The sequence below is a fragment of the Metapseudomonas otitidis genome (assembly GCF_900111835.1).
Taxonomy (GTDB): Bacteria; Pseudomonadota; Gammaproteobacteria; order Pseudomonadales; family Pseudomonadaceae; genus Metapseudomonas; species Metapseudomonas otitidis.
In genome coordinates, this window is record NZ_FOJP01000009.1 from 249,309 (window position 1) to 272,521 (window position 23,213).

Below are 23,213 nucleotides of genomic sequence, written 5' to 3' on the forward strand. Positions count from 1 at the left end.
TAAGCCTCTATCAAAGCGGCCGGGTGTCGTGACGCCCGGCAAGTTGTCCAGTACACAGCCCCTCGGGGCTCATTCCCAGCTTCAAGCCTCGGGCTTCAAGCTGGCCTTGGGTAAACGTTCATCCAGGTGGCGGTACAGCACCGAATCCGCCGGCCAGTTGCGCAGGAAGCGCTCGCGATCCCGGGCATAGGCCCTGGCGAAGCTGCGCTCGCTGCCGTGTTGCCGGACCGCATCCAGGTCGATCAAAGACCAGTGCCCGTCCTGCCAGAACAGGTTGTGCCCCTTCAGGTCGCCGTGGCTGATGCGCTCACGGATCAGCGCGGCAAACAGGCGATCCAAGGCTCCCAGCTCGGCTTCCGGCGGCAGCCCCTGGTTCGCAGCGTCCGCCTGGGCGTCTCGAAAACGGGCGATTATATCTTGACCCGGCAGATATTCGGTAATCAGGTACGCGCGTCCGCGCAGGCCCAGCCAACGGTGCTCCACCACCGCCAGCGGACGCGGCGTGGCGATGCCGAGGAAGGCCAGGCGATGACCCTCGCGCCAGCTATGCCAGGCACGGGACGGCCGCCAGAAGCGTTTTAGCCAGTGCAGCAGGTTCTTGATGTTGTAGCGTTTGACCAGCAGCGTCTCGCCGCCCTGCTCCACCCGTGCCACCGTTGCGGCACCGCCGTCCTTGAAGCGATGACCGGCGGCAATGGCGGCATCCGGCGCGGCCAGCAGCGGCGCCACGCGCGCCTCGGCATCCCGACGAACGGCACGCAGGCCGAACAGCGAGCGCCGGACGCTGAACAGGCTGCATTCGCGACCGACCTTCTCGAGGAAGTCACGCAGGCGCCAGCGGCGGACCCGGGCGATCTCCTTCTCCAGCATTTCCAGCGGCAAGGCGTGCTCGCCGTTGGCCAGCAGGTAATGCACCAACAACTCTTCCAGGTAGGGCGCAAGGGTGGCGGGCAACTGGGCGAAGAACACCCCGAGATTGGCCAGCACCTGCTCGCGGGGCAGGGGTTCGCCCTCGCAGACGGCACGCACGCCGCCACCATCGATCAGCTTGAGCTGCCCGTCATGCCGGAGGATGTTGTCCAGATGCAGGTCCTCTTGCACCAGGCCGCGAGCATGCAAGTGGGCGACCAGCTCCAGGGCTTCACCCACGACGCGCTGCTGGCCGTCGGAGAGCAACGGCTCGCCTTCGACCCGGCGCCACTCGTCCCACAGGCTGCTGGCGCCCTTGAGGAACTCGAACAACAGCCAGCCACCCTGCCCGGGCACCAGCCCGCTTTCCAGCAGGGCCGGAGTCGGCAGGCCCTGGCGCGCCATCAGCTCGGCGCCCTGGCGCTCGCGCTCGAAGTGGCGGGCTGCCTTGCCCCCCACCAGCAACTTGGCCAGCACCCGGCGCCCTTTCCACATCGCAGCACCTACATAGCGCTGGCCCGGCAACACACGCAACAGAGTCTCCAACTGCAGCCGTTCGCCGTTCAGCTCAAGCTGCAGGGGCAAGGCAGGGGAACGCCCCATGCCAGCAAGTTCAACGAGCCTCATGCGCGGCTCTCCTTGTCCCGCTGGCGCCGCATCAGGAGCTGTTCCCAATGCTCGACATCGGTGCTGCTTCCCAGGTAGGCAACCAGGAAGTGCCGGATATCAGCGGTGCTCCAGATACGCGCACGGCGCAACAGAGGCTCCAGGTCCTTGACCCGATCGCGACGACCGAACAGCAGCGGACGCGTCTTCTCCAGATCGATCAGGCACGCCTCGTAGCCGACGGCCGCAGGGCGCAGGAAGATGTGCTTGGGGTAGAAACAGCCATGCATCTGCCCGGCTCCGTGCAGCTGGCGCGCCAAGCGGCCGCAGGCGTCCAGCAGGGCCTCGCGCTGGCCGGCTTCGACCGCAGGCCATTGGTCGAGCCAGTGGTCAAGTTCGTGCCAACCATCCAGAGCACGGGTCAACAGGATGGCGCGGTGCTCGCCCGAGCAGCGCCGCTCAGCGAAGAAAGCCGCTTGCAATGCGGGAATGCCCAACTTGGCGTAACGGCGGATATTGCGGAACTCCCGAGCGAAGGTCGGCTCGCCGAAGGGATGCGCCAGGCTACGGGTCAGGTGATTCGACTGGCGCTTGAGGTAGTACGCACGCTCACCCAGCTCCAGGCGGAACACGCTGCTCCAGCCGCCGCGCTCGGTATTGGGGAGGTCCACGGCTTCGAGCTTGAGCGCCCACAAGGCATCGAAGTCGGCCAGGCCGTGGGCCTGCAGGCAGGCCAGGTCGTCAGAGGCCACGAAGTCGTTCATTCGCGCCCCTCGAAGTAACCCAGCACACGGCGGACCTGAGCCTTGCCACTGCGATCCAGGCGCGCGAGCCCACGGTATTGCAGGTAGAAGCGCATCCGCTGAACGCGGGACAGCTTGTACTTGGCCACCTTGTCGAGGCAGGCGAGATCCTTGACGATCCGTCGCTCCAGGAAGCGCCCCCACCAGAAGGCTCCCGTGGGGCAGTCGATGAAGAACAACTTCCCGGCCGGGTCCACCAGCAGGTTTCGCCATTTCAGGTCGTTGTGCGCAAACGCGTGATCGTGGAGGGTCCGGGTCGCCTTGGCCAGTTGCAGGCTGATGCCGTCCACCCAGCGCCGGTCGAGCAGACGCGGATCATCGGTGAGCGCCAAGTGCGCCAAGTCCTCGGTGTCCAGCAGCTCCCGAGTGATCAGCGCACCCCGCAGAAAAGCGCCCCCCCGGCGCTCCATGCCGTAGGCGACGATGGGCGCGGTGGGTATGCCCCACTTGGCGAACCAGCGAAGGTTCTGCCACTCCGCCTTGACCCGGGGCCGCCCGAGGTAGCGACGCAGGCCCTTGCCCGCCCCCCAGTAACGCTTCACGTAATAACGGATGCCGTTACGCTCCAGACGTACGACTTCGGACAGCGGATCGCTGGTGATGCGCTCCGCCTCCAGGGCAAAGACGCGATCCAGGCTGCCAAAGTCCTCCGCCAGCGCGGCGTAATCGGGGGCCAGTGTCCAAGCCGCCATCAGAGTGCATCTCCATAGCGCTGCTTGCGCGCATAGAGCTTCGCCGCCTTGCGAGCCAGGTGGGCCAGCAGGGGCCGCTCCTGGCGCAAGACCTCGCTCAATGGCCGGTCGAAATAGACCCGCAGGAAGCGAAGCCAGTCATGTCGGGTCAGCCCGATATCCAGGGCCGAGAAATAGAGCGCAGCCAGGTCCTTGTCGCGCCAGCGGCGCGGCAGGCTCGGGCGGACCTGGGCGCGGTGCAGGTCGATGACCGACAGGCGGAAGTCGCTCGGGGTCACCGGCCGGTCGGTGTGCAGCAGGAAGTGGCAGATGTAGCAGTCGCGGTGGTTGACGCCCGCACGATGCATCTCACGCACCATTCGCGCCACCTCGTCGATCAGCGCGCGCTTGAGCGCCAGGGGCGGCGGGTTGCGCGGCCAGTCGAGGGAGAAGTCCTCCAGGCTGACGGTTGGCGCCAGCTCCTCGGTGATGATGAAGGAGTGCTGCTGGGCCGGGTTGTCGCCGCGCTCGCCGAAGGCGACGGCGGTCATGGTCGGCACGCCCACCTCCTGCAGGCGATGGATCGCCCGCCACTCCTGGCCGGCGCCGAGCACCGGCAGCTTGGCGGTCACCAGGTTCTTGAGGATTTCGCCCCAGCCGATGCCGCGATGGATCTTGACGAAGTAGCCCCGCCCGTCGACTTCGGTACGCAACGTGCGGCGGCCGTCCAGCTCGCGATAGACCTGGCCCTGCAGGGCCTCTACCGCTTCGAAGGCGTCACGCCCGTGCCACAGCTGCTCGAAAGGCGCCCTCAGTTCCAGCTTCATGGACGCTCCTGGAGAATCAGGTCGGCCGCCCGCTGGGGCATGCTGTACAGGTCGGCATGATCGGCAAAGGCCAGGCCATTGGCCGACCAACGCTGGCGCGCCGCATCGTCGGTGAGCATCTCGGCGAGCATGCGATTGAGGGTGTCCTGCTCGAAGGGACTGGGCACCACACGGCCGGCCTCGGCCTCATCGATGTAGTGGGCATAGCCACAGACGTCGGTGACCAGGACCGGCAGGCCGGCCACCAGCGCCTCCAGCAGCACCGTGCCGGTGTTCTCGTTGTAGGCGGGGTGGATAAGCAGGTCGGCACCCAGCAGGAAGCGCGGGATGTCGCTACGCCCCTTGAGGATGTCCACCTGGTCGGAAATGCCCAGGGCCTTCACCTGCAGCAGGAACGGCTTGGGGTCGTCCTGGCCGATGACGATCAGCCGGGTGCGCTTGCGCAACTCCCGCGGCAGGGACGCCAGCGCCTTGAGAGAGCGGTCCAGCCCCTTGGTCTTGAACCCGGAGCCGATCTGCACCAGCAGCCGGTCGTCGTCGGACAGCTTGAACTCCCGGCGGAACTCGGCACGGATGTCCGCCGCATTGGCCGGAGCACGACGGTCACTGGCAATGCCCGGTGGCAGCAGATGGAAGCGCGACGCCGGGGTGGCGTAGTGCTTCACGAACAGCGGCTGCTGCACTTCGGAAATCATCAGCACGTCGGTCTTCGACTCGGGGGCGAACACGGCGCGCTCGTAGTCGGAGAAGTGCTTGTAGCGCCCCCAGCGACGGTACAGGCCGTTGCGCAGGGTCTGCGCCTTATCCTCGAAGCAGGGGTCGGCGGCGTAGTAGACGTCCAGCCCAGGCATCTTGTTGAAGCCGATCACCCGCTCCACCGGCTGGCGCGCCAGGTCGGCCTCGACCCAGGCGGTGAACTTCTCGTTGCGCTTGTGGTTGAACAGCGCCTTCACCGGCGCGACCCGCACGTCAAAGCCGTCCGGCACGTCGCCCTCCCAGATCATGGTGTAGACGCGGATAGCGTGGCCACGACGCTGGCATTCCTGGGCGATGCGCATGAAGTCGCGCTGCAGGCCGCCGAAAGGGAAGTACTTGTAGAGCACGAAGGCCAGTTGCATCAGTGGGAGTCCTCGGTCAGCAGCAGGGCCTCCAGCTGGGTGGCCACCCGCTGCGGGTTCAGCCGGGTGAAGCACAAGGGCTGCTCGCGCTTGAGGTCGAAGCGACGGCGCTCCTCTTCGCTCGGCTGGTAGGCGCACTGCTTCTTCAGGCAGGGCGCGCAGGGGAAGTCGCTGCCCAGGTGGACCTGCGAACGCCCGTAGGCACCGGTGAAGCCCGGGTTGGTCGGGCCATAGAGCGACAGGGTCGGCACATCCAGGGCGGCGGCCAGATGCCCCAGCCCGGTGTCCACGGCCACGCAGGCACGCGCGCCGGCGAGCACCTTGGCCATGCCGGCCAGGGACAGGCGCGGCAGTACGGCGGCGCCATCCAGGCCTTCGGCGAGGCGTTCGGCCCTGGCCTTCTCTGCGGCATTGCCCCACGGCAAGCGCAGGTTCCAGCCATGCTCGCAAACCCGCTCGGCCAGCTCGCGCCAGTAGGCTTCGGGCCAGTGCTTGGTGTCCCAGGTGGTGCCGTGGAGGAACAGCAGGTAAGGCGCGGCGCCCGGCGCATCGGCCAGTTGCGCGCGATTCAGGCCGTAGTCACCGGTGCTCTGTGGCAACGGGTAGTCGAGTGCCTTGGCAAACAGCTGGCGCACTCGCTCGACGGCGTGTTGCCCCCAGGCGACGGCATGGGGCTGGTCGTAGAAACGCGCGGCGATGGGCTCACGGGCGGACGCGCGATCGAGCCCGGCCACCGGGGCCTTGGCGTAGCGGGTCAGCCAGGCGCTCTTGAACAGCCCCTGGGCGTCGATCACCAGGTCGTAGCGGGTCTCCCGCAGGCGCCGCTTGAAGCGCCCCCATTCACCGCTGCGCAGGGTCTGGAACAGGTTCTTGCGCCAGCGGCGGATCGCCACCGGAATGACCTGGGCCACCGCCGGGTGCCAGGCGGGAATCTCGGCGAAGCCTTCCTCCACCACCCAGTCGAACTGGATGCCGGGGATGGCACGTGCCGCATCGGTGATGGCCGGCAGCGTGTGGATCACATCGCCAAGGGAAGAGGTTTTGACCAGCAGAACCCTCATCCGGCGACCTCGATCGGGTCCGCCACCAGGCGCTCGAGGGCCTCGATGACCGGGCGCGGCTTGAGCTGGCGCAGGCAGTTGTAGTGCCCGAAGCGGCAGGTGCGCTCGAAGCACGGACTGCACTCCAGCCCCAGGCGGACGATTTCGACGTTCTCGGCCAAGGGCGGCGTGAACTGCGGCGAGGTGGAGCCGTACACGGCCACCAGAGGGCGGTTCAGGGCGGCGGCGACGTGCATCAGGCCGGAGTCGTTGGAGACCACCGCCTCGGCACAGGAAAGCAGGTCGATGGCTTCGGCCAGGCTGGTCTGCCCGGCCAGGTTGACCACCTCTTCCCGCAGGCCGGGAATGAGGCGCATGCGGATGTCTTCGCCGCCGGGGTGGTCATTCTTCGAGCCGAACAGCCACACCTGCCAACCGGCGCGGATCTTCACTTCCGCCACCTTGGCATAGTGTTCGGCCGGCCAGCGCTTGGCCTCGCCGAACTCGGCACCGGGGCACAGGGCCAGGACCGGGCGATCCAGTCCGAGGCCGAAGCGGTCGAGGGCGGCGTCGCGGCTCTGTGCCTCGATGCGCAGGGACGGGCGTGGATACGGCTGGGGCAGCTCGGCACCAGGCTCGAATGCCAGCGCCATGAAGCGCTCGATCATCAGCGGGTAACGGGCCTTGTCCAGCGTGCGGATGTCATTGAGTAGGCCGTAGCGCATCTCGCCCTTCCAGCCCGTGCGCTTGGGAATCCCGGCGAAGAACGGAACCAAGGCCGACTTCAGCGAGTTGGGCAGCAGGATGGCCTGGTCGTACTGGCCGGCCAGGGATTTGCCGATGCGCCGGCGGGTGGCGAGTTCGAGCACGCCATGCCCAAGCGGGAAGCTCAGCGCCTGGCGGACTTCCGGCATGCGCTCGAGGATGGGGCGGCTCCACTCGGGGGCCAGGACGTCGATCTCGCAGTCGCCATGGCGCACCTTCAGACACTGGAAGAGCGTCTGGGCCATCACCATGTCACCGACCCACGAGGGGCCTACGATCAGAATTTTCATAAGCGGGCAGCTTCACGCCTCAAGCGACAAGCCGCAAGCTCCAAGCGGTCGCCCACTTGCAGCCTGCGGCTTGCGGTATGCAGCTCAGTCGGATTACTTGACCAGGGTGCGCCATTCACCGTGAGCGGCAGTCTTGCCGGTCACCAGGTCGAAGTAGGCCTTCTGCAGTTTCTCGGTCACCGGGCCGCGACGGCCGGCACCGATCTGACGGCCATCCACTTCACGGATCGGGGTCACTTCGGCGGCGGTACCGGTGAAGAATGCTTCGTCGGCGATGTACACCTCGTCGCGGGTGATGCGCTTCTCGACCACCTTGATGCCCAGCTCGCCGGCCAGGGTCAGGACGGTGTTGCGGGTGATGCCGTTGAGGCAGGAGGTCACTTCCGGGGTGTACACCACGCCATCCTTGACCAGGAAGATGTTCTCGCCCGAGCCCTCGGCCACGTAGCCTTCCGGGTCCAGCAGCATGGCCTCGTCGGCGCCACCGGAGATGGCTTCCTGCAGCGCCAGCATGGAGTTGATGTAGTTGCCATTGGCCTTGGCGCGGGTCATGGCGATGTTGACGTGGTGACGGGTGTAGGAGCTGGTGCGCACCTTGATACCCGCTTCCAGCGCGGCTTCGCCCATGTAGGCGCCCCAGTGCCAGGCGGCGACGATGACGTGCACCTTCAGGCCGGAGGCGCGCAGGCCCATGCCTTCGCTGCCGAAGAACACCATGGGGCGCAGGTAGGCGCTTTCCAGGCCGTTCTCGCGGACGGCGGCGCGCTGGGCTTCGTTGATCTCCTCCTTGGTGAAGGGGATCTGCATGTTGAAGATGTGGGCGGAGTCGAACAGGCGGTCGGTGTGGGCCTGCAGGCGGAAGATGGCAGTGCCGTCCGGGGTGTTGTAGGCGCGCACGCCTTCGAACACGCCCATGCCGTAGTGCAGGGTGTGGGTCAGGACGTGGGTGGTCGCATCGCGCCACGGCACCAGTTCGCCGTCATACCAGATCACGCCATCACGGTCGGCCATCGACATATTGCCAGCTCCTCAAGAGTTCGATTGATTCAGCACGGCGAGTTGGCAGGCAGTCAGCTCAAGCCCAACTCGCGCCAGATCCGCATCACGCCATGGCGTTCCGCCTGGAACTGGTCCCCACTCACCACGCCGGGCTGCTTCTGCAGGGCCAGGCGATGCGCTGCGGAACGATAGGCCTTGTAGGCCTCCTGCAGCAGGCTGACGGTCTCGGCGGTCAGCAGTCCCACCGCGCCGAGACCATCCAGAATGCGGATGTTGTCGGTGTAGCGAACCAGCTCTGGATGCCGTCGCGACCAGGCGAGGGCCGCATATTGCACCATAAATTCGATATCGACGATACCGCCGGCGTCCTGCTTCAGATCGAACGGCGATGCGGCTTCGAAGGCATTCTCGCCGGTGCCGGCAGCGGTCGAGCGGCTGCCCAGGCTGTCGCGCATCTTGGCGCGCATCTCGCTCACTTCGCGGCGCAGGGTGTCGATGTCGCGCTCGCGCCCGAGCACCGCCAGGCGGACCGCTTCGAAGGCCGACGCCACGCGCGGGCAGCCCACCAGCACCCGCGCCCGAACCAGGGCCTGGTGCTCCCAGGTCCAGGCTTCGCTCTCCTGGTAGCGCTGGAAGGCGCCCAGTGAACTCACCAGCAGCCCTGCCGCGCCGGAGGGACGCAGGCGCATGTCTACTTCGTACAGGTCGCCGGAGGTGGTCTGGGTAGTTAGCAGATGAATGATGCGCTGCCCCAGGCGGGTGAAGAACTGCGCGCCGTCGATGGGCTTGGCGCCGTCGGTCTCGGCCTGGGGGTCGCCGTCGTGGATGAACACCAGGTCCAGGTCGGAGCCGTGACCGAACTCGAGCCCGCCGACCTTGCCGTAGCCAACGATGATGAAGTCCGGGTCGCAGGCCGAGCCATCGGCCCGGCGCGGCGTGCCGTGGCGTGCCACGGTGTGACGCCAGGCCAGGGCCAGCACCTGGTCGAGGATCGCCTCGGCCAGCCAGGTCAGGTAGTCGCTCACCTTCATCAGGGGCAACGTGCCGGCGATTTCCGAGGCCGCGACCCGCAGGCTGTGGGCCAGCTTGAAGTGCCGCAGCGCTTCCATCTGCTGCTCCAGGTCGTCTTCCGGGATCCGCGTCAGGCGCTCACGCAGCTCGGCCGCCAGTTCGGGTGCCAGCGGCGGGTGATAGAGACGCCCTTCGTTCAGCAGCTCGTCCAGCAGCAACGGGTAGCGGGCGATCTGCTCGGCGATCCAGGGGCTGGCCGCGCAGAGGGTGATCAGGCGTTCCAGGGCGCCCGGATTCTCGGTCAAGAGGACCAGGTAGGCAGAGCGGCGCGCGACCTTTTCCACCAGCGGCAGTACCCGCTCCAGCACCAGGTCGGGGGTGGCATGCTCGACGGTCATTGCCAGCAGCCGGGGGATGAAGGCGTCCATCCGCTCGCGCCCCAGGCGCTGCATGGCACGCAGCTGGGGGCCGTTGCGCAGGTCGGTGAGGCGCTTGAAGGCAGCCGGGGCATCACGAAAGCCCGCTTCCTCCAGTTGGCGCTCGGCGCTTTCAGGGTCCAGCGCCTCCTCCCAGAGCGGCAGCCATTCGGCACCGATGCAGGCTTCACCGGCACCGCCGGCCTCGTCCTCATCGGGATCGGCAATCACCTGCTGGAAATGCCACCCCACCCGGCCCCGCCAATACATCAGGCGCTCATGGAACGCCGCCCAATCGTCGAAGCCCATGATGAAGGCAACGCGTGCGCGGTCCAGCTCGTCGTCCGGCAGCATCTGGGTCTGGCGATCAGCGATGGCCTGCAGGGCGTGCTCGGTGTAGCGCAGGAAGGCATAGCCTTCGCGCAACTCGTCGACCACCTTGCCAGGCAGATAGCCCTGGCCCGCGAGTGTGGCCAGGACCTTCAGCAACGGACGCTGCTGCAGGCTGAGGTCGCGCCCGCCATGGATGAGCTGGAAGGCCTGGGCGATGAACTCCACCTCGCGGATGCCACCCGAGCCGAGCTTGACGTTCTCGGTCATGCCCTTGCGGCGGACTTCCTGCTGGATCAGTTGCTTCATCGAGCGCAGCGCCTCGATGGCCGAGAAGTCCAGGTAGCGGCGGTAGACGAACGGCCGCAGCATCTCCAGCAGTTGCGCCCCGGCAACCGGGTCGCCCCCCACCACACGGGCCTTGATCATCGCGTAGCGCTCCCAGTCCCGCCCCTGGTCCTGGTAGTACTGCTCCAGCGCATTGAAGCTGAGCACCAGCGCGCCGGAGGAACCGTAGGGGCGCAGGCGCATGTCGACACGGAACACGAACCCATCGACGGTGATGGCATCCAACGCCTTGATCAGGCGCTGCCCGAGGCGGATGAAGAACTCCTGGTTGTCCAGCGCACGGCGCGCGCCTTCCGTCTCGCCGCCCTCCGGATAGCCGAAGATCAGGTCGATGTCGGAGGACAGGTTCAGCTCATGCGCCCCCAGCTTGCCCATGCCCAGGATGACCATGTGCTGCGGCTGCCCTGACCGTCGGCCCATGGGCGTACCGAACTGGGCGCAGTGGCGCGGGTAGAGCCAGTGGTAGGCACGATCGATACAGGCGTCGGCGAGGTCGGAGAGGTCGCGGCAGGTTTCGGCGAGATCGGCCTGGCGAGTCAGGTCGCGCCAGATGATGCGCACCTGCTGCTGGTTGCGAAAACGCCGCAGGCAGCGGCCTAGCGCCTCATCGTCTGCGCAATCGACAAGGAGTTCATCAATTTTTGTACACAATCCTCCAGATTCGAGTGTACATTCAAGCCCGCCCGACTCCACCAACTGCACCAGCAGGGCCGGATCGCGACGCACCTGTTCAGCCACGAAGTCACTGGCTGCACAGACCCGGCGAAACGCCTCCCAGCGTGCCTCGGGCCACTGCTCGAAGGTCGCGCGCAGCGATTCGGGGAGGTGCTCGAGCCCGGCAAGAAAGCTGGTGCGGGCGCGCTCGGCAAGGGGTTGCAGCAGGTGGGGCAGGGCGACAAGCGGGGGCAGGCTCATGGTCTATCCTGTGATCGGCGCGCGCCGGGCCTCGGTTCCAGAGGCCTCGCATCGTGGATCTGTAGTTTTACTACGAAAGATTGTGCCCAGAGAGCTGAATCCGCCGTCGATTTGTAGTAAAACTACACAAGGCCGGTTCGACCCCCCGGTTAATCCAAGAATTAGCTTCTGCCTGCCCAAAAGGCCGGCAGTGAACATAGGCATCCGATTCTGGAAGCCTTTCCGCCCTGGAGCAAGCCATGCAAGACCTCGATACCGTCGAAACCCAGGAATGGCTGGACGCCCTGGAGTCCGTACTCGACAAAGAAGGTGAAGACCGCGCGCACTACCTGCTGACCCGCATGGGTGAGCTGGCCGCCCGCAGCGGCACCAAGCTGCCCTACTCCACGACTACGCCGTACCGCAACACCATCCCGGTCTCCCACGAAGCACGCATGCCGGGTGACCTGTTCATGGAGCGCCGCATTCGCTCCCTGGTGCGCTGGAACGCACTGGCGATGGTGATGCGTACCAACCTCGAAGACCCGGACCTGGGCGGCCACATCTCCAGCTTCGCCTCCTCGGCGACCCTCTACGACATCGGCTTCAACTACTTCTTCCAGGCTCCCACCGAGGAGCACGGCGGCGACCTGATCTTCTACCAGGGCCACGCCAGCCCCGGCATCTACGCCCGCGCCTTCATGGAAGGCCGCCTGAGCGAAGAACAGATGCAGAACTTCCGTCGCGAAGTCGACGGCAAGGGCCTCTCCTCCTACCCGCACCCGTGGCTGATGCCGGACTTCTGGCAGTTCCCCACCGTGTCCATGGGCCTCGGCCCCATCCAGGCGATCTACCAGGCCCGCTTCATGAAGTACCTGGAAGCCCGCGGCTTCATCCCCGCTGGCAAGCAGAAGGTCTGGTGCTTCATGGGCGACGGCGAGTGCGACGAGCCCGAATCCCTCGGCGCCATCTCCCTGGCCGGCCGCGAGAAGCTGGACAACCTCATCTTCGTCATCAACTGCAACCTGCAGCGCCTCGACGGCCCGGTTCGCGGCAACGGCAAGATCATCCAGGAACTCGAAGGCGTTTTCCGTGGCGCCCAGTGGAACGTCAACAAGGTTGTCTGGGGTCGCTTCTGGGACCCGCTGTTCGCCAAGGACAAGGACGGCTCCCTGCAGCGCCGCATGGACGAAGTGGTCGACGGCGAATACCAGAACTACAAGGCGAAGGACGGTGCGTACGTCCGCGAGAACTTCTTCAACAGCCCCGAACTCAAGGAAATGGTCCAGGACCTTTCCGACGACGAGATCTGGAAGCTGAACCGTGGTGGCCACGACCCGTACAAGGTCTACGCGGCCTACCACCAGGCCGTGAACCACACCGGCCAGCCCACCGTCATCCTCGCCAAGACCATCAAGGGCTATGGCACCGGTGCCGGCGAAGCGCAGAACACCGCCCACAACACCAAGAAGGTGGACGTGGACAGCCTGCGCCAGTTCCGCGACCGCTTCGACATCCCGGTCCGCGACGAAGACCTGGAAAAACTACCCTTCGTACGCCCCGAGCCGGGCAGCGCCGAGCACAAATACCTGCATGAGCGCCGTGCCGCCCTGGGTGGCTACGTGCCCCAGCGCCGTGCCAACAGCTTCAGCATCCCGACTCCGCCGCTGGATACCCTCAAGGCCATCCTCGACGGCACCGGCGACCGCGAAATCTCCACCACCATGGCCTTCGTGCGCATCCTCGCGCAGCTGGTCAAGGACAAGGAGCTCGGCCAGCGCATCGTCCCGATCATCCCGGACGAAGCCCGTACCTTCGGTATGGAAGGCATGTTCCGCCAGCTGGGCATCTACTCCTCTGTCGGCCAGCTCTACGAGCCCGTCGATAAGGACCAGGTGATGTTCTACAAGGAGGACAAGAAGGGCCAGATCCTCGAAGAGGGCATCAACGAGGCGGGCGCCATGTCCTCGTTCATCGCGGCCGGTACCTCCTACAGCAACCACAACCAGCCGATGCTGCCGTTCTACATCTTCTATTCGATGTTCGGCTTCCAGCGCATCGGCGACCTGGCCTGGGCGGCCGGCGACAGCCGTGCCCGTGGCTTCCTGATCGGCGGCACCTCCGGCCGGACCACCCTCAACGGCGAAGGCCTGCAGCACGAGGACGGTCACAGCCACATCATGGCGGCCACCATCCCCAACTGCCGCACCTACGACCCCACCTACGGCTACGAGCTGGCGGTGATCGTGCGTGAAGGCATCCGCCAGATGACCGAAGAGCAGCAGAACGTCTTCTACTACATCACCGTGATGAACGAGGCCTACCAGCAGCCCGCGCTGCCCGAAGGCACCGAGGAAGGCATCATCAAGGGCATGTACCTCCTCGAAGAGGACAAGAAGGAAGCCGCGCACCACGTACAGCTGCTGGGCTCCGGCACCATCCTGCGCGAAGTCCGCGAAGCCGCGAAGATCCTGCGTGACGAGTACAACGTCGCCGCCGACGTCTGGAGCGTCACCAGCTTCAACGAACTGCGTCGCGACGGCCTGGCCGTGGAGCGTCGCAACCGCCTGCACCCGGAGCAGAAGCCGCAGCAGACCTACGTCGAGCAGTGCCTGACCGGCCGCAAAGGCCCGGTTGTCGCCTCCACCGACTACATGAAGCTGTTTGCCGACCAGATCCGCCAGTGGGTCCCGAGCAAGGAATACAAGGTGCTCGGCACCGACGGCTTCGGCCGCAGCGACAGCCGCAAGAAGCTGCGCCACTTCTTCGAAGTGGACCGCTACTGGGTTGTGCTGGCTGCCCTGGAGGCCCTGGCAGACCGTGGCGAGATCGAACCGCGCGTAGTGGCCGAGGCCATCGCCAAGTTCGGCATCGACCCCGAAAAACGTAACCCGCTGGACTGCTAAGGAGCGTAGCGATGAGTGAGTTGATTCGCGTACCCGACATCGGCAGCGGCGAAGGTGAAGTGATCGAACTGTTCGTCAAGGTCGGCGACCGCATCGAAGCCGACCAGAGCCTGCTGACCCTGGAGTCCGACAAGGCCTCCATGGAGATCCCCGCGCCCAAGGCCGGGGTGATCAAGAGCCTCAAGGTCAAGCTCGGCGACCGCCTCAAGGAAGGCGACGAACTGCTGGAACTGGAAGTCGAAGGTGCCGCCGCAGCCCCTGCTCCGGCTGCTGCCCCGGCCGCCAAGGCCGAGGAAAAGCCCGCCGCCGCACCGGCCCCTGCAGCAGCCCCGGCTGCTTCGGGCGCCAGCGTGCAGGACGTCCACGTGCCGGACATCGGCACCAGCGGCAAGGTCAAGGTCATCGAAGTCATGGTCAAGGCCGGTGACACCGTCGAGGCCGACCAGTCACTGATCACCCTGGAGTCCGACAAGGCCTCCATGGAAATCCCCTCCCCCGCCGCCGGCGTGGTGGAGAGCGTCATCGTCAAGCTGGACGACGAAGTCGGCACCGGCGACCTGATCATCAAGCTGAAGGTCGCGGGTGGCGCTGCTGCCCCGGCACCGGCACCGGCACCTGCCGCCGCGCCGGCACCGGCTGCCGCCCCCGCAGCAGCGCCGGCTGCCTCGGCCGCCAGCGTGCAGGACGTCCACGTGCCGGACATCGGCACCAGCGGCAAGGTCAAGGTCATCGAAGTCATGGTCAAGGCCGGCGACACCGTCGAAGCCGACCAGTCGCTGATCACCCTGGAGTCCGACAAGGCCTCCATGGAGATTCCCTCCCCCGCCGCCGGCGTTGTGGAAAGCGTCATCGTCAAGCTGGACGACGAAGTCGGCACCGGCGACCTGATCCTCAAGCTCAAGACCGCAGGCGCCGCCGCGGCTGCCGAGCCGGCCGCCCAGCAGCAACCGCTGCACCGCGTACCGGAAGGCGCCCACCCGGTGGCCGCCGCCGAGGTCTCGGCGATTGCCTCGCTGTCCGCCGCTGCCGCCAACACCACCGGCGTACCGGCCCGCTCCAGCGGTGCCAAGGTCCACGCCGGCCCGGCGGTTCGCCAGCTGGCCCGCGAGTTCGGCGTCGACCTGGCGGCCGTTCCGGCCACCGGCCCCCACGGCCGCGTGCTGAAGGAAGACGTGCAGGCCTACGTGAAGTCGGTCATGCAGAAGGCCAAGGACGCCCCGGCAGCTGCTGCCGCCGCGCCCACCGGTGGTGCCGGCATCCCGCCGATCCCCACCGTGGACTTCAGCAAGTTCGGTGAAATCGAAGAAGTGGCCATGACCCGCCTGATGCAGGTCGGTGCCGCCAACCTGCACCGCAGCTGGCTCAACGTGCCCCACGTCACCCAGTTCGACTCCGCCGACATCACCGAGCTGGAAGCTTTCCGCGTCGCCCAGAAAGCCGTGGCCGAGAAGGCGGGCGTCAAGCTCACCGTCCTGCCGCTGCTGCTCAAGGCCTGCGCCTACCTGCTCAAGGAACTGCCGGACTTCAACAGCTCCCTCGCCCCGAGTGGCAAGGCGCTGATCCGCAAGAAGTACGTGCACATCGGCTTTGCCGTGGACACCCCGGACGGCCTGCTGGTCCCGGTGATCCGCAACGTCGACCAGAAGAGCCTCCTGCAGCTTGCTGCCGAAGCCGCCGCCCTGGCCGAGAAAGCACGCACCAAGAAGCTCTCCGCAGACGACATGCAAGGCGCCTGCTTCACCATCTCCAGCCTCGGCCACATTGGCGGTACCGGCTTCACGCCGATCGTCAATGCGCCCGAGGTGGCGATCCTCGGCGTCTCCAAGGCCACCATGCAGCCGGTGTGGGACGGCAAGGCCTTCCAGCCTCGCCTGATGCTGCCGCTGTCGCTGTCCTACGATCACCGCGTGATCAACGGTGCCGCTGCCGCGCGCTTCACCAAGCGCCTTGGCGACGTGCTGGCGGACATCCGTACCATGCTGCTGTAACACCCTTTGCTTCATTGCGAGCACGTCAGGCTCGTACCTCAACCCCGCCGATTGGCGGGGTTTTTTTTGAGTGCGAAACAGAGGGGCAGACAACAACGACCCGCCGCGCAAATGCGCGGCAGGATGCAAGGCCAGGAAGAAGAAAGGAACGGGTGCCAAGGGCCGAGGAAGGCCCCGGAACTCAACCCTTCTGGACGTTGCGGATCAGGAAGCTCAGCGCCTTGGCCAGCTCGCCGGCGCCCTTCACGTCCCGCACGATGGTCAGCAGCGGCGCGTTACTGCCGGGCGCATTGAAGGTGCAGCTGATGCCGCCACGCGGGCACTCGTAGCTGATGCTCGGATCGACGCCGAACACCGGCAGCAAGCGGTTGTGCACCGCCACCCCGGTGCCATTGGCGGCACGGGTTTCCTCGCGCAGCATCAGCTCCCCCGGGCGCGCCAGGCTGAGCTGGTAGCGCAGGTCCCGGCGATCCGCCTGGCCAACCTGGTAGCCGGCGCTCAAGGCGTAGGTGCTGAGCAGCGAATTGGCGTGTGCGAACAGCGCCTTGCGCTCATCGGAGGTCATGTACAGGCGCTTCAGTTCGGACAGGTAGCGCGCCTGTTCCTCACTGCTCAGGGCCGGTTGCGTCTCCGCCGCGCGCGCCCCAACGGAAAAAAGCAGCCCGCACAGCAACAAAGCCCCACCCAGTTGTCTTGTCAGCCCCATCAGCATGATGCACCCTTGCCCGACGCCAAATTTTAGAAGTGGGCCGAGGCCCGAACTCGGCCAGCATACTGGAACCCACCCGCCCGATGAAAAGCCATCCCGATGCCGCCAGCCGTACGGTGGCCGAGGTTGTGACGCAGTTGCCAGTCCCTTCGCGGCTTGGCCTCATGCGTTTCGAGCGGCTGAACGAGGCCAGTTGGGCGATGCTCTTCCTCGATGCCAGTTGCGAACGCCACATCGGCCTGCCCGCCACCGAACTCTGCGCCCTGGTGGGCTCGCCCTACGCCAGCCTGATGAGCCCCGAGTCGCGCTACCGCCTGCATGACGACATCCAGCAGCAACTGGTCTCCAGCGCCAACTACCAGGTGCACTACCCGCTTCACGGCCCCGATGGCGTGCTCCAGCTGCTGGAGATCGGCGAAGCCTTCCAGCAGCACGGCCGGCAGCTGCTGCGGGGCTACCTGCTGCTGGTGGACACCCCGGCCGAGGAATCCGACCACGCCCAGCAGATCCAGGAGCTGGAAGCCCAGAACGCCCGCCTCAAGAGTTCCCTGGAGCTGTACCAGCGCTCCCAGGAAGACCACCTGCAACACCTCATCCGCTCCCGCGCCCAGCAAAGCCTCATCGTCCGCCTGGCCCGCCACCGCTACAGCGCGGGTGACCCGGCGCAGGAAGCCGCGCGGCTGATCACCCAGGCCGCCTGCGAAGCCTACGAAGTCGCCCGCGCCTCCCTGTGGATGCTCGAAGACACCACCCTGCGCCCGGTCAGCCGCTACCTGCGCGACCAGGGGCACCACGAGCTGCCGGCGGTGATGGACGTCAGCCGTTTCCCGCGCTACCTGGAGGCCCTGCACAGCGGCCGCGCCATCGACGCCCACAGCGCCCAGCGCGATCCCCGCACCAGCGAACTGCAGGAGGAATACCTCAAGCCCTCCGGCGTCGTCGCCCTGCTCGACGCCAGCGTGCGCATCGGCGGTGAAGTGGTCGGCGTGCTGTGCCTGGAACACACCGGCGCACCCCGCGTCTGGCAAAGCGACGAGATTGCCTTCGCCGGCGAACTGGCCGACCAGTTCGCCCAGGTGCTGGTCAACCAGCAGCGCCTCGACGCCACCACCGCCCTGCACCTGTTCCAGCGCGCGGTCGAACAGAGCGCCAGCGCCTTCCTGCTGGTGGACCGCGACGGCCTGGTGGAATACGTCAACCCCAGCTTCACCGCCATCACCCAGTACAGCGCCGACGAAGTCCATGGCCGCCGCCTCTCCGACCTGCCCGCCCTGGAGAACCTCAGCGACCTGCTGTTCGACGCCCGCTCCAGCCTCAGCACCTGCAACAGCTGGCAGGGCGAATTCCGCAGCCGCCGCAAGAACCTCGAGCCCTACTGGGGCCAGCTGTCCATCTCCAAGGTGTTCGGCGAGAACGGCGAGCTGACGCACTACATCGGCATCTACGAAGACATCACCCACAACAAGCTGGCCCAGCAGCGCATCGAAAAGCTGGCCTACACCGACAACCTCACCGGCCTCGGCAACCGCCCCTACTTCATCCGCAGCCTCGAAGAGCGCTTCCGCCACGAACAGGAGTCGCCCCTCTGCCTGCTGCTGGTGGACATCGACAACTTCAAGCGGATCAACGACAGCCTCGGCCACCAGACCGGCGACAAGCTCCTGGTCAGCCTCGCCCGGCGCCTGCGCAACACCCTGAGCCCCGGCGACATCCTCGCCCGCTTCGCCAGCAACGAATTCGCCGTACTGCTCGACGGCGCCGACCTGGAGACCGGCCAGAAGACCGCCGGCCAGATCCTCCGCACCCTGGACAAACCCCTGTTCGTCGACAACCAGCTGATCAGCGTCACCGGCTCCCTCGGCCTCGCCTGCGCCCCCCAGCACGGGCGTGACCCGCAGACCCTGATGAAGCACGCCGGCCTCGCCCTGCACAAGGCCAAGGCCAACGGCAAGCACCAGCTGCAGCTGTTCACCGAGACCCTCAACGCCGAGGCCAGCTACAAGCTCTTCGTCGAGAACAACCTGCGTCGCGCGCTGGCGCAGAACGAGCTGGAAGTCTTCTACCAGCCCAAGCTGTGCCTGCGCAGCGGCCAATTGCTCGGTATGGAAGCGCTGCTGCGCTGGCAGCATCCCGAGCGCGGCATGATCCGCCCGGACCAGTTCATCAGCGTCGCCGAAGAGACCGGGATGATCATCCCCATCGGCAAATGGGTGATCCGCGAAGCCTGCCGCATGAGCCGCCGCCTCAGCGCCGCCGGCCTCGGCCAGGTGCAGGTCGCCATCAACCTCTCGCCCAAGCAGTTCAGCGACCCCGACCTGGTGGGCTCCATCGCCGCCATCCTCCAGGAAGAGGAACTGCCCCCCGCACTGCTGGAACTGGAGCTGACCGAAGGCCTGCTGCTGGAAGCCACCGACGACACCCGCCTGCAGCTCAACCGCCTCAAGGCACTCGGGCTCACCCTGGCGATGGACGACTTCGGCACCGGTTACTCCTCCCTGAGCTACCTGAAGAAGTTCCCCATCGACGTCATCAAGATCGACCGCAGCTTCATCAACGACATCCCCGACAACTCCGACGACATGGAAATCACCGCCGCCGTGATCGCCATGGCCCACAAGCTCAAGCTCAAGGTCGTCGCCGAAGGCATCGAAACCGCCGCGCAGCTGGGCTTCCTGCGCCGCCAGCGCTGTGACGTCGGCCAGGGCTACCTGTTCGACAAGCCCATTCCCGGCGCCCAGCTCATCGAGAGCCTGCACCGCTACCCCTGCCGCACGGCTCACTGACGCCGCTGTAACATCAGGCCCCGAAGCGGGTCTATCGACCAGCCCCATCCTCAGGAGAACGCCATGGTCCTGCGCTCACAGATCCTCGCCCACAAGATCGAACTGCCCACCGCAGCCCAGGCGCTGCCCGGCCGTGAGACCCCGATGCCGGTGCCCGAAGCTCATTACGTCAACGGCCACCCGCTGCAAGCGCCCTTCCCCGCCGGCCTGGAACAGGCCGTGTTCGGCCTCGGCTGCTTCTGGGGCGCCGAGCGGCGCTTCTGGCAACAGGACGGGGTCTGGAGCACCGCCGTCGGCTACGCCGGGGGCCACACCCCCAACCCCACCTATGACGAAGTCTGCTCCGGCCTCACCGGGCACACCGAAGTGGTGCTGGTGGTGTTCGACCCGCGTGTGATCAGCTACGAACGGCTGCTCGCCGTGTTCTGGGAAGCCCACAACCCCACCCAGGGCATGCGCCAGGGCAACGACATCGGCACCCAGTACCGCTCCGCGATCTACTGCACCAGCGACGCCCAACTCCAGGCCGCCCGTGCCAGCGAAGCACGCTTCCAGGCCGAACTGGACAAGGCCGGCTTCGGCGCCATCACCACCGAGATCGCCGAAGCACCGGCCTTCTACTACGCCGAGGCCTACCACCAGCAGTACCTGGCCAAGAACCCCAACGGCTACTGCGGGCTGGGCGGCACCGGCGTCTGCCTGCCGGCCTGACCCTCAAGGGCTGATCGCCGGCGGGCCACCCTGAGCGCAACGCCACGGCGCTGCAGAGGTCTGCTAGCCCTCGGCGATCAGCCAGTCCAACCGCCAGTCGCCCTGGCTCTGGGCCAGTTCACCGGCCAGCCAGGGCAGCACCTCGCGCAGCTCCTCCTCCAGGCCCCACGGCGGGTTGGCGATGGCCAGCCCCGAACCGTTCAGGCCGATGCTGTTGTCCGTCGGGTGCACCATCAGCTCCGCCCGCAGCAGCTTGGGCGCACCGGACGCCGACAGCCCCTGGTAGAAGCGCTTCAGCTGGCGTTCGTCCTTGATCGGGTACCAGATCGCCACCACCGTCTGGCGCATCCGGCCAATCGCCTCCTTCAGCGCCGTCACGCAGCGCTCCAGGTCATCGGCCTGTTCGAACGGCGGATCGATCAGCATCAGCGCGCGCTTCTCCGCTGCCGGCAGCAGCGCCCGCGGCAGGTGCCAGCCATCACCGAGGCGCACCGTCACCCGGCGATCACCGGCCATGTTCTCCTTCAGCGCCTGGCCGTCTTCCGGGTGCATCTCGTTCAGCACCAGGCGGTCGTGGGGGCGCATCAGCCGGCGCGCCACCTCCGGCGAGCCCGGGTAGTAGCGCAGCGTACCCGACGGGTTCAGCGCGGCCACGGTGCCCAGGTAGTCCGCCAGCGGAGCCGGCAGGTCGTCGCGGCCCCACAGCCGGCCGATGCCCTCCTCCCATTCGCCGGTGCGGCTGGCCTGGTCGCCGGCCAGGTCATAGAGGCCGACCCCGGCATGGCTGTCCAGGTAGGCGAAGGGAGCGTCCTTGCGCGACAGCAGGGCGATCATCCGGGCCAGGGCCAGGTGTTTGAGCACGTCGGCGTGGTTGCCGGCGTGGAAGGCGTGACGGTAGTTCATGGCATGGTTTCCTCGCGAGGCGCGCAGTTTACCAGCCGCGACCCAGGCCGGGTTTGGCCGCTGCATCACCCTCATGGATGTTGCTAGGCGGCCTTCATTCACCAATCTAGACTCCGGGCATTCCACCGGAGACCGACCATGTCCGAGACCCTGCTCAGCTCCCGCAACCTGGCCTTCGAACTCTATGAAGTGCTCGATGCCGAAGCCCTGACCCAGCGCCCGCGCTTCGCCGACCACAACCGCGAGACCTTCGACGCCGCCCTCGCCACCGCGCGCGGCATCGCCGAAGAGCTCTTCGCCCCGCACAACCGCAAGAACGACGAGCACGAACCGCAGTACGTCGACGGCGCCGCCCAGTTGATCCCCGAGGTCAAGCCCGCGCTGGAAGCCTTCATCGAAGCCGGCTTCCTCAACGCCACCCGCGACTTCGAGGTGGGCGGCATGCAGCTGCCCAACCTGCTGTCCCAGGCCTGCTTCGCCCACTTCCAGTCCGCCAACGCCGGCACCGCGTCCTACGCCATGCTCACCATGGGCGCCAGCAACCTGATCGAAAGCTTCGGCAGCGAAGAGCAGAAGGCCCGCTTCCTCGCCCCCATGATCGAAGGCCGCTACTTCGGCACCATGGCGCTCACCGAGCCCCACGCCGGCTCCTCCCTGTCGGACATCCGCACCCGCGCCGAACCCCAGGCCGACGGCACCTACCGCCTCAAAGGCAACAAGATCTTCATCTCCGGCGGCGACCAGCCGATCTCCGAGAACATCGTGCACATGGTCCTGGCCAAGCTGCCGGACGCCCCGCCCGGGGTGAAAGGCATCAGCCTGTTCATCGTTCCCAAGTTCCTGGTCAACGACGACGGCAGCCTCGGCAAGCGCAACGACGTCATCCTCGCCGGCCTGTTCCACAAGATGGGCTGGCGCGGCACCACCTCCACCGCGCTCAACTTCGGCGACAACGGCGAATGCGTCGGCTACCTGGTGGGCAAGCCCCACCACGGCCTGTCCTACATGTTCCAGATGATGAACGAGGCCCGCATCGGCGTCGGCATGGGCGCCATCATGCTCGGCTACGCCGGCTACCTGTACTCACTGGACTACGCCCGCAACCGACCCCAGGGCCGCCACGCGGACGGCAAAGACCCGAGCAGCCCACAGATCCCGATCATCCAGCACACCGACGTACGCCGCCTGCTGCTCACCCAGAAGGCCTACGTCGAAGGCGCCTTCGACCTCGGCCTGTATGCCGCGCGCCTGTTCGACGACACCCAGACCCTCGCCGACGACAACGCCCGCCAGCAGGCCCACGAACTGCTCGACCTGCTCACCCCCATCGTCAAGTCCTGGCCCTCCGAGTTCTGCCTCAAGGCCAACGAACTGGCCATCCAGGTCCTCGGCGGCCACGGCTACACCCGCGAATACCCGGTGGAGCAGTACTACCGCGACAACCGCCTCAACCCCATCCACGAAGGCACCCACGGCATCCAGTCCCTCGACCTGCTCGGGCGCAAGCTGGCGCAGAACAACGGCGCCGGCCTCAAGCAGCTCAACCGCCTGATGAACGAGACCTGCCAGCGTGCCGCCGCCCACAGCGAACTGGACACCCTGCGCCAACCGCTGGAGCAACTGCTCGCCCGCCTCTCCACCGTCACCCTCGCCCTGCTCGGCGACCTGATGCAGGGCAAGGTCGCCCAGGCCCTGGCCAACTCCGCGCTCTACCTCAACAGCTTCGGACACGCCGTCATCGGCTGGCGCTGGCTGGAACAGGCCATCCGCGCGCAGGAAGGCCTGGCCAACGGCAACCCCGCCGACACCGAGTTCTACAAAGGCAAACTGCAGGCCGCCCGCTTCTTCCTCACCTGGGAAGTGCCCGGCGTCCACCACGCCCTGGCCATCCTCGAAGCCCGCGACGACACCTGCCTGGGCATGCAAGCCGACTGGTTCTGAGTCCAACCGGACCTTTCACGCCCCGCGCACATGCGGGGCTTTTTTATGGCTCGCGGTCAGTCTTCAGCCTTCAACAGCACATACGCCTCACCGCCAGCCCGGTCATGGGCGAGGATGAAAACCTGGCCATCCAGCGTGATCTTCGCAGGCGAGGTTTGCGCAACCGGCGTACTGGACAAATCACGAGCCGCGTCCAGCAATTGCCGGGTAAGGCTCTCGTCCCGCTGCGAAGGCGTGGTCACGAC

Annotated in this window: 16 protein-coding genes and 1 pseudogene; 5 read left to right on the plus strand and 12 right to left on the minus strand. The window is 66.6% G+C overall.

The features are described from left to right. Window positions 1–81: 81 nt before the first annotated feature. The 9 genes from BM198_RS13785 to glnE all read right to left on the minus strand — a co-directional run bounded on the left by BM198_RS13785 (window position 82) and on the right by glnE (window position 11,048). Entirely contained in the window at window positions 82–1,536 is a 1,455-nt protein-coding gene (locus BM198_RS13785; RefSeq protein WP_074970653.1) for a lipopolysaccharide kinase InaA family protein, read from the minus strand. Next, window positions 1,533–2,279: a lipopolysaccharide kinase InaA family protein gene (locus tag BM198_RS13790; RefSeq protein ID WP_074970655.1), complete on the minus strand. Its 747-nt coding sequence runs from the start codon at window positions 2,277–2,279 to the stop codon at window positions 1,533–1,535. Before BM198_RS13790 ends, BM198_RS13785 begins: the two co-directional genes overlap by 4 nt. Then, on the minus strand, window positions 2,276–3,010 hold the full coding sequence (locus tag BM198_RS13795; RefSeq protein WP_074970657.1) for a lipopolysaccharide kinase InaA family protein: 735 nt from the start codon (window positions 3,008–3,010) through the stop codon (window positions 2,276–2,278). The genes BM198_RS13790 and BM198_RS13795 overlap by 4 nt, the downstream gene beginning before the upstream one ends. After that, complete coding sequence (rfaP, locus tag BM198_RS13800) at window positions 3,010–3,816, minus strand: lipopolysaccharide core heptose(I) kinase RfaP (RefSeq protein WP_074970659.1); 807 nt, start codon at window positions 3,814–3,816, stop codon at window positions 3,010–3,012. The genes BM198_RS13795 and rfaP overlap by 1 nt, the downstream gene beginning before the upstream one ends. After that, a complete protein-coding gene (locus BM198_RS13805) occupies window positions 3,813–4,934 on the minus strand; it encodes a glycosyltransferase family 4 protein (protein WP_074970661.1) in 1,122 nt (373 codons plus the stop codon). The genes rfaP and BM198_RS13805 overlap by 4 nt, the downstream gene beginning before the upstream one ends. Next, complete coding sequence (waaC, locus tag BM198_RS13810) at window positions 4,934–5,995, minus strand: lipopolysaccharide heptosyltransferase I (protein WP_074970663.1); 1,062 nt, start codon at window positions 5,993–5,995, stop codon at window positions 4,934–4,936. Before waaC ends, BM198_RS13805 begins: the two co-directional genes overlap by 1 nt. Beyond that, a complete protein-coding gene (gene waaF, locus BM198_RS13815) occupies window positions 5,992–7,029 on the minus strand; it encodes a lipopolysaccharide heptosyltransferase II (protein WP_074970665.1) in 1,038 nt (345 codons plus the stop codon). The genes waaC and waaF overlap by 4 nt, the downstream gene beginning before the upstream one ends. 93 nt (window positions 7,030–7,122) lie before the next feature. Further along, window positions 7,123–8,046, minus strand: coding sequence for a branched-chain amino acid transaminase (locus tag BM198_RS13820; protein ID WP_044400969.1), 924 nt, complete (start codon window positions 8,044–8,046; stop codon window positions 7,123–7,125). 53 nt (window positions 8,047–8,099) lie between these two features. Then, window positions 8,100–11,048 (minus strand): bifunctional [glutamate--ammonia ligase]-adenylyl-L-tyrosine phosphorylase/[glutamate--ammonia-ligase] adenylyltransferase, encoded by a 2,949-nt coding sequence (gene glnE / locus BM198_RS13825; RefSeq protein WP_074970667.1) that lies wholly within the window; start codon window positions 11,046–11,048, stop codon window positions 8,100–8,102. Window positions 11,049–11,287: 239 nt separating this feature from the next. Between glnE and aceE the strand changes: the two genes are divergently transcribed. Both aceE and aceF read left to right on the plus strand, forming a co-directional pair. Further along, window positions 11,288–13,933 carry a pyruvate dehydrogenase (acetyl-transferring), homodimeric type gene (gene aceE / locus BM198_RS13830; protein WP_044400963.1) on the plus strand — a complete coding sequence of 882 codons (2,646 nt, stop codon included), beginning with the start codon at window positions 11,288–11,290 and terminating at the stop codon, window positions 13,931–13,933. 11 nt (window positions 13,934–13,944) lie between these two features. Continuing rightward, complete coding sequence (aceF, locus tag BM198_RS13835) at window positions 13,945–15,921, plus strand: dihydrolipoyllysine-residue acetyltransferase (protein ID WP_074970669.1); 1,977 nt, start codon at window positions 13,945–13,947, stop codon at window positions 15,919–15,921. A 181-nt stretch (window positions 15,922–16,102) separates the two neighbouring features. On the opposite strand, the gene BM198_RS13840 is transcribed toward aceF, so the two are convergent. Next, entirely contained in the window at window positions 16,103–16,633 is a 531-nt protein-coding gene (locus BM198_RS13840) for a hypothetical protein (protein ID WP_107328978.1), read from the minus strand. A gap of 80 nt (window positions 16,634–16,713) precedes the next feature. Here BM198_RS13840 and BM198_RS13845 point away from each other — a divergent pair, with 80 nt between their 5' ends. Further along, complete coding sequence (locus tag BM198_RS13845; protein ID WP_074970671.1) at window positions 16,714–19,413, plus strand: putative bifunctional diguanylate cyclase/phosphodiesterase; 2,700 nt, start codon at window positions 16,714–16,716, stop codon at window positions 19,411–19,413. 63 nt (window positions 19,414–19,476) lie between these two features. Further along, the gene (msrA, locus tag BM198_RS13850) at window positions 19,477–20,124 is read left to right on the plus strand and encodes a peptide-methionine (S)-S-oxide reductase MsrA (RefSeq protein ID WP_074970673.1); all 648 of its coding nucleotides are present in this window, start codon (window positions 19,477–19,479) and stop codon (window positions 20,122–20,124) included. Between the two features lie 63 nt (window positions 20,125–20,187). Here msrA and BM198_RS13855 read toward each other — a convergent pair whose 3' ends face one another. Further along, on the minus strand, window positions 20,188–21,027 hold the full coding sequence (locus BM198_RS13855; RefSeq protein WP_044400950.1) for a 23S rRNA (adenine(2030)-N(6))-methyltransferase RlmJ: 840 nt from the start codon (window positions 21,025–21,027) through the stop codon (window positions 20,188–20,190). 138 nt (window positions 21,028–21,165) lie between these two features. Between BM198_RS13855 and BM198_RS13860 the strand changes: the two genes are divergently transcribed. After that, window positions 21,166–22,968 (plus strand): acyl-CoA dehydrogenase, encoded by a 1,803-nt coding sequence (locus BM198_RS13860; RefSeq protein ID WP_074970675.1) that lies wholly within the window; start codon window positions 21,166–21,168, stop codon window positions 22,966–22,968. Between the two features lie 56 nt (window positions 22,969–23,024). Here BM198_RS13860 and BM198_RS13865 read toward each other — a convergent pair. Continuing rightward, window positions 23,025–23,213, minus strand: a pseudogene (locus BM198_RS13865) (hypothetical protein); the annotation flags it as partial.

What these genes read in the sequence shown, in the direction of transcription:
- BM198_RS13785 (WP_074970653.1), bottom strand. Translation starts at nt 1,536, where the DNA reads ATGAGGCTCGTTGAACTTGCTGGCATGGGGCGTTCCCCTGCCTTGCCC.
- BM198_RS13805 (WP_074970661.1), bottom strand. Translation starts at nt 4,934, where the DNA reads ATGCAACTGGCCTTCGTGCTCTACAAGTACTTCCCTTTCGGCGGCCTG.
- waaF (WP_074970665.1), bottom strand. Translation starts at nt 7,029, where the DNA reads ATGAAAATTCTGATCGTAGGCCCCTCGTGGGTCGGTGACATGGTGATG.
- BM198_RS13795 (WP_074970657.1), bottom strand. Translation starts at nt 3,010, where the DNA reads ATGGCGGCTTGGACACTGGCCCCCGATTACGCCGCGCTGGCGGAGGAC.
- msrA (WP_074970673.1), top strand. Translation starts at nt 19,477, where the DNA reads ATGGTCCTGCGCTCACAGATCCTCGCCCACAAGATCGAACTGCCCACC.
- rfaP (WP_074970659.1), bottom strand. Translation starts at nt 3,816, where the DNA reads ATGAAGCTGGAACTGAGGGCGCCTTTCGAGCAGCTGTGGCACGGGCGT.
- glnE (WP_074970667.1), bottom strand. Translation starts at nt 11,048, where the DNA reads ATGAGCCTGCCCCCGCTTGTCGCCCTGCCCCACCTGCTGCAACCCCTT.
- BM198_RS13860 (WP_074970675.1), top strand. Translation starts at nt 21,166, where the DNA reads ATGTCCGAGACCCTGCTCAGCTCCCGCAACCTGGCCTTCGAACTCTAT.
- BM198_RS13790 (WP_074970655.1), bottom strand. Translation starts at nt 2,279, where the DNA reads ATGAACGACTTCGTGGCCTCTGACGACCTGGCCTGCCTGCAGGCCCAC.
- aceF (WP_074970669.1), top strand. Translation starts at nt 13,945, where the DNA reads ATGAGTGAGTTGATTCGCGTACCCGACATCGGCAGCGGCGAAGGTGAA.
- BM198_RS13855 (WP_044400950.1), bottom strand. Translation starts at nt 21,027, where the DNA reads ATGAACTACCGTCACGCCTTCCACGCCGGCAACCACGCCGACGTGCTC.
- BM198_RS13845 (WP_074970671.1), top strand. Translation starts at nt 16,714, where the DNA reads ATGAAAAGCCATCCCGATGCCGCCAGCCGTACGGTGGCCGAGGTTGTG.
- BM198_RS13840 (WP_107328978.1), bottom strand. Translation starts at nt 16,633, where the DNA reads ATGCTGATGGGGCTGACAAGACAACTGGGTGGGGCTTTGTTGCTGTGC.
- waaC (WP_074970663.1), bottom strand. Translation starts at nt 5,995, where the DNA reads ATGAGGGTTCTGCTGGTCAAAACCTCTTCCCTTGGCGATGTGATCCAC.
- BM198_RS13820 (WP_044400969.1), bottom strand. Translation starts at nt 8,046, where the DNA reads ATGTCGATGGCCGACCGTGATGGCGTGATCTGGTATGACGGCGAACTG.
- aceE (WP_044400963.1), top strand. Translation starts at nt 11,288, where the DNA reads ATGCAAGACCTCGATACCGTCGAAACCCAGGAATGGCTGGACGCCCTG.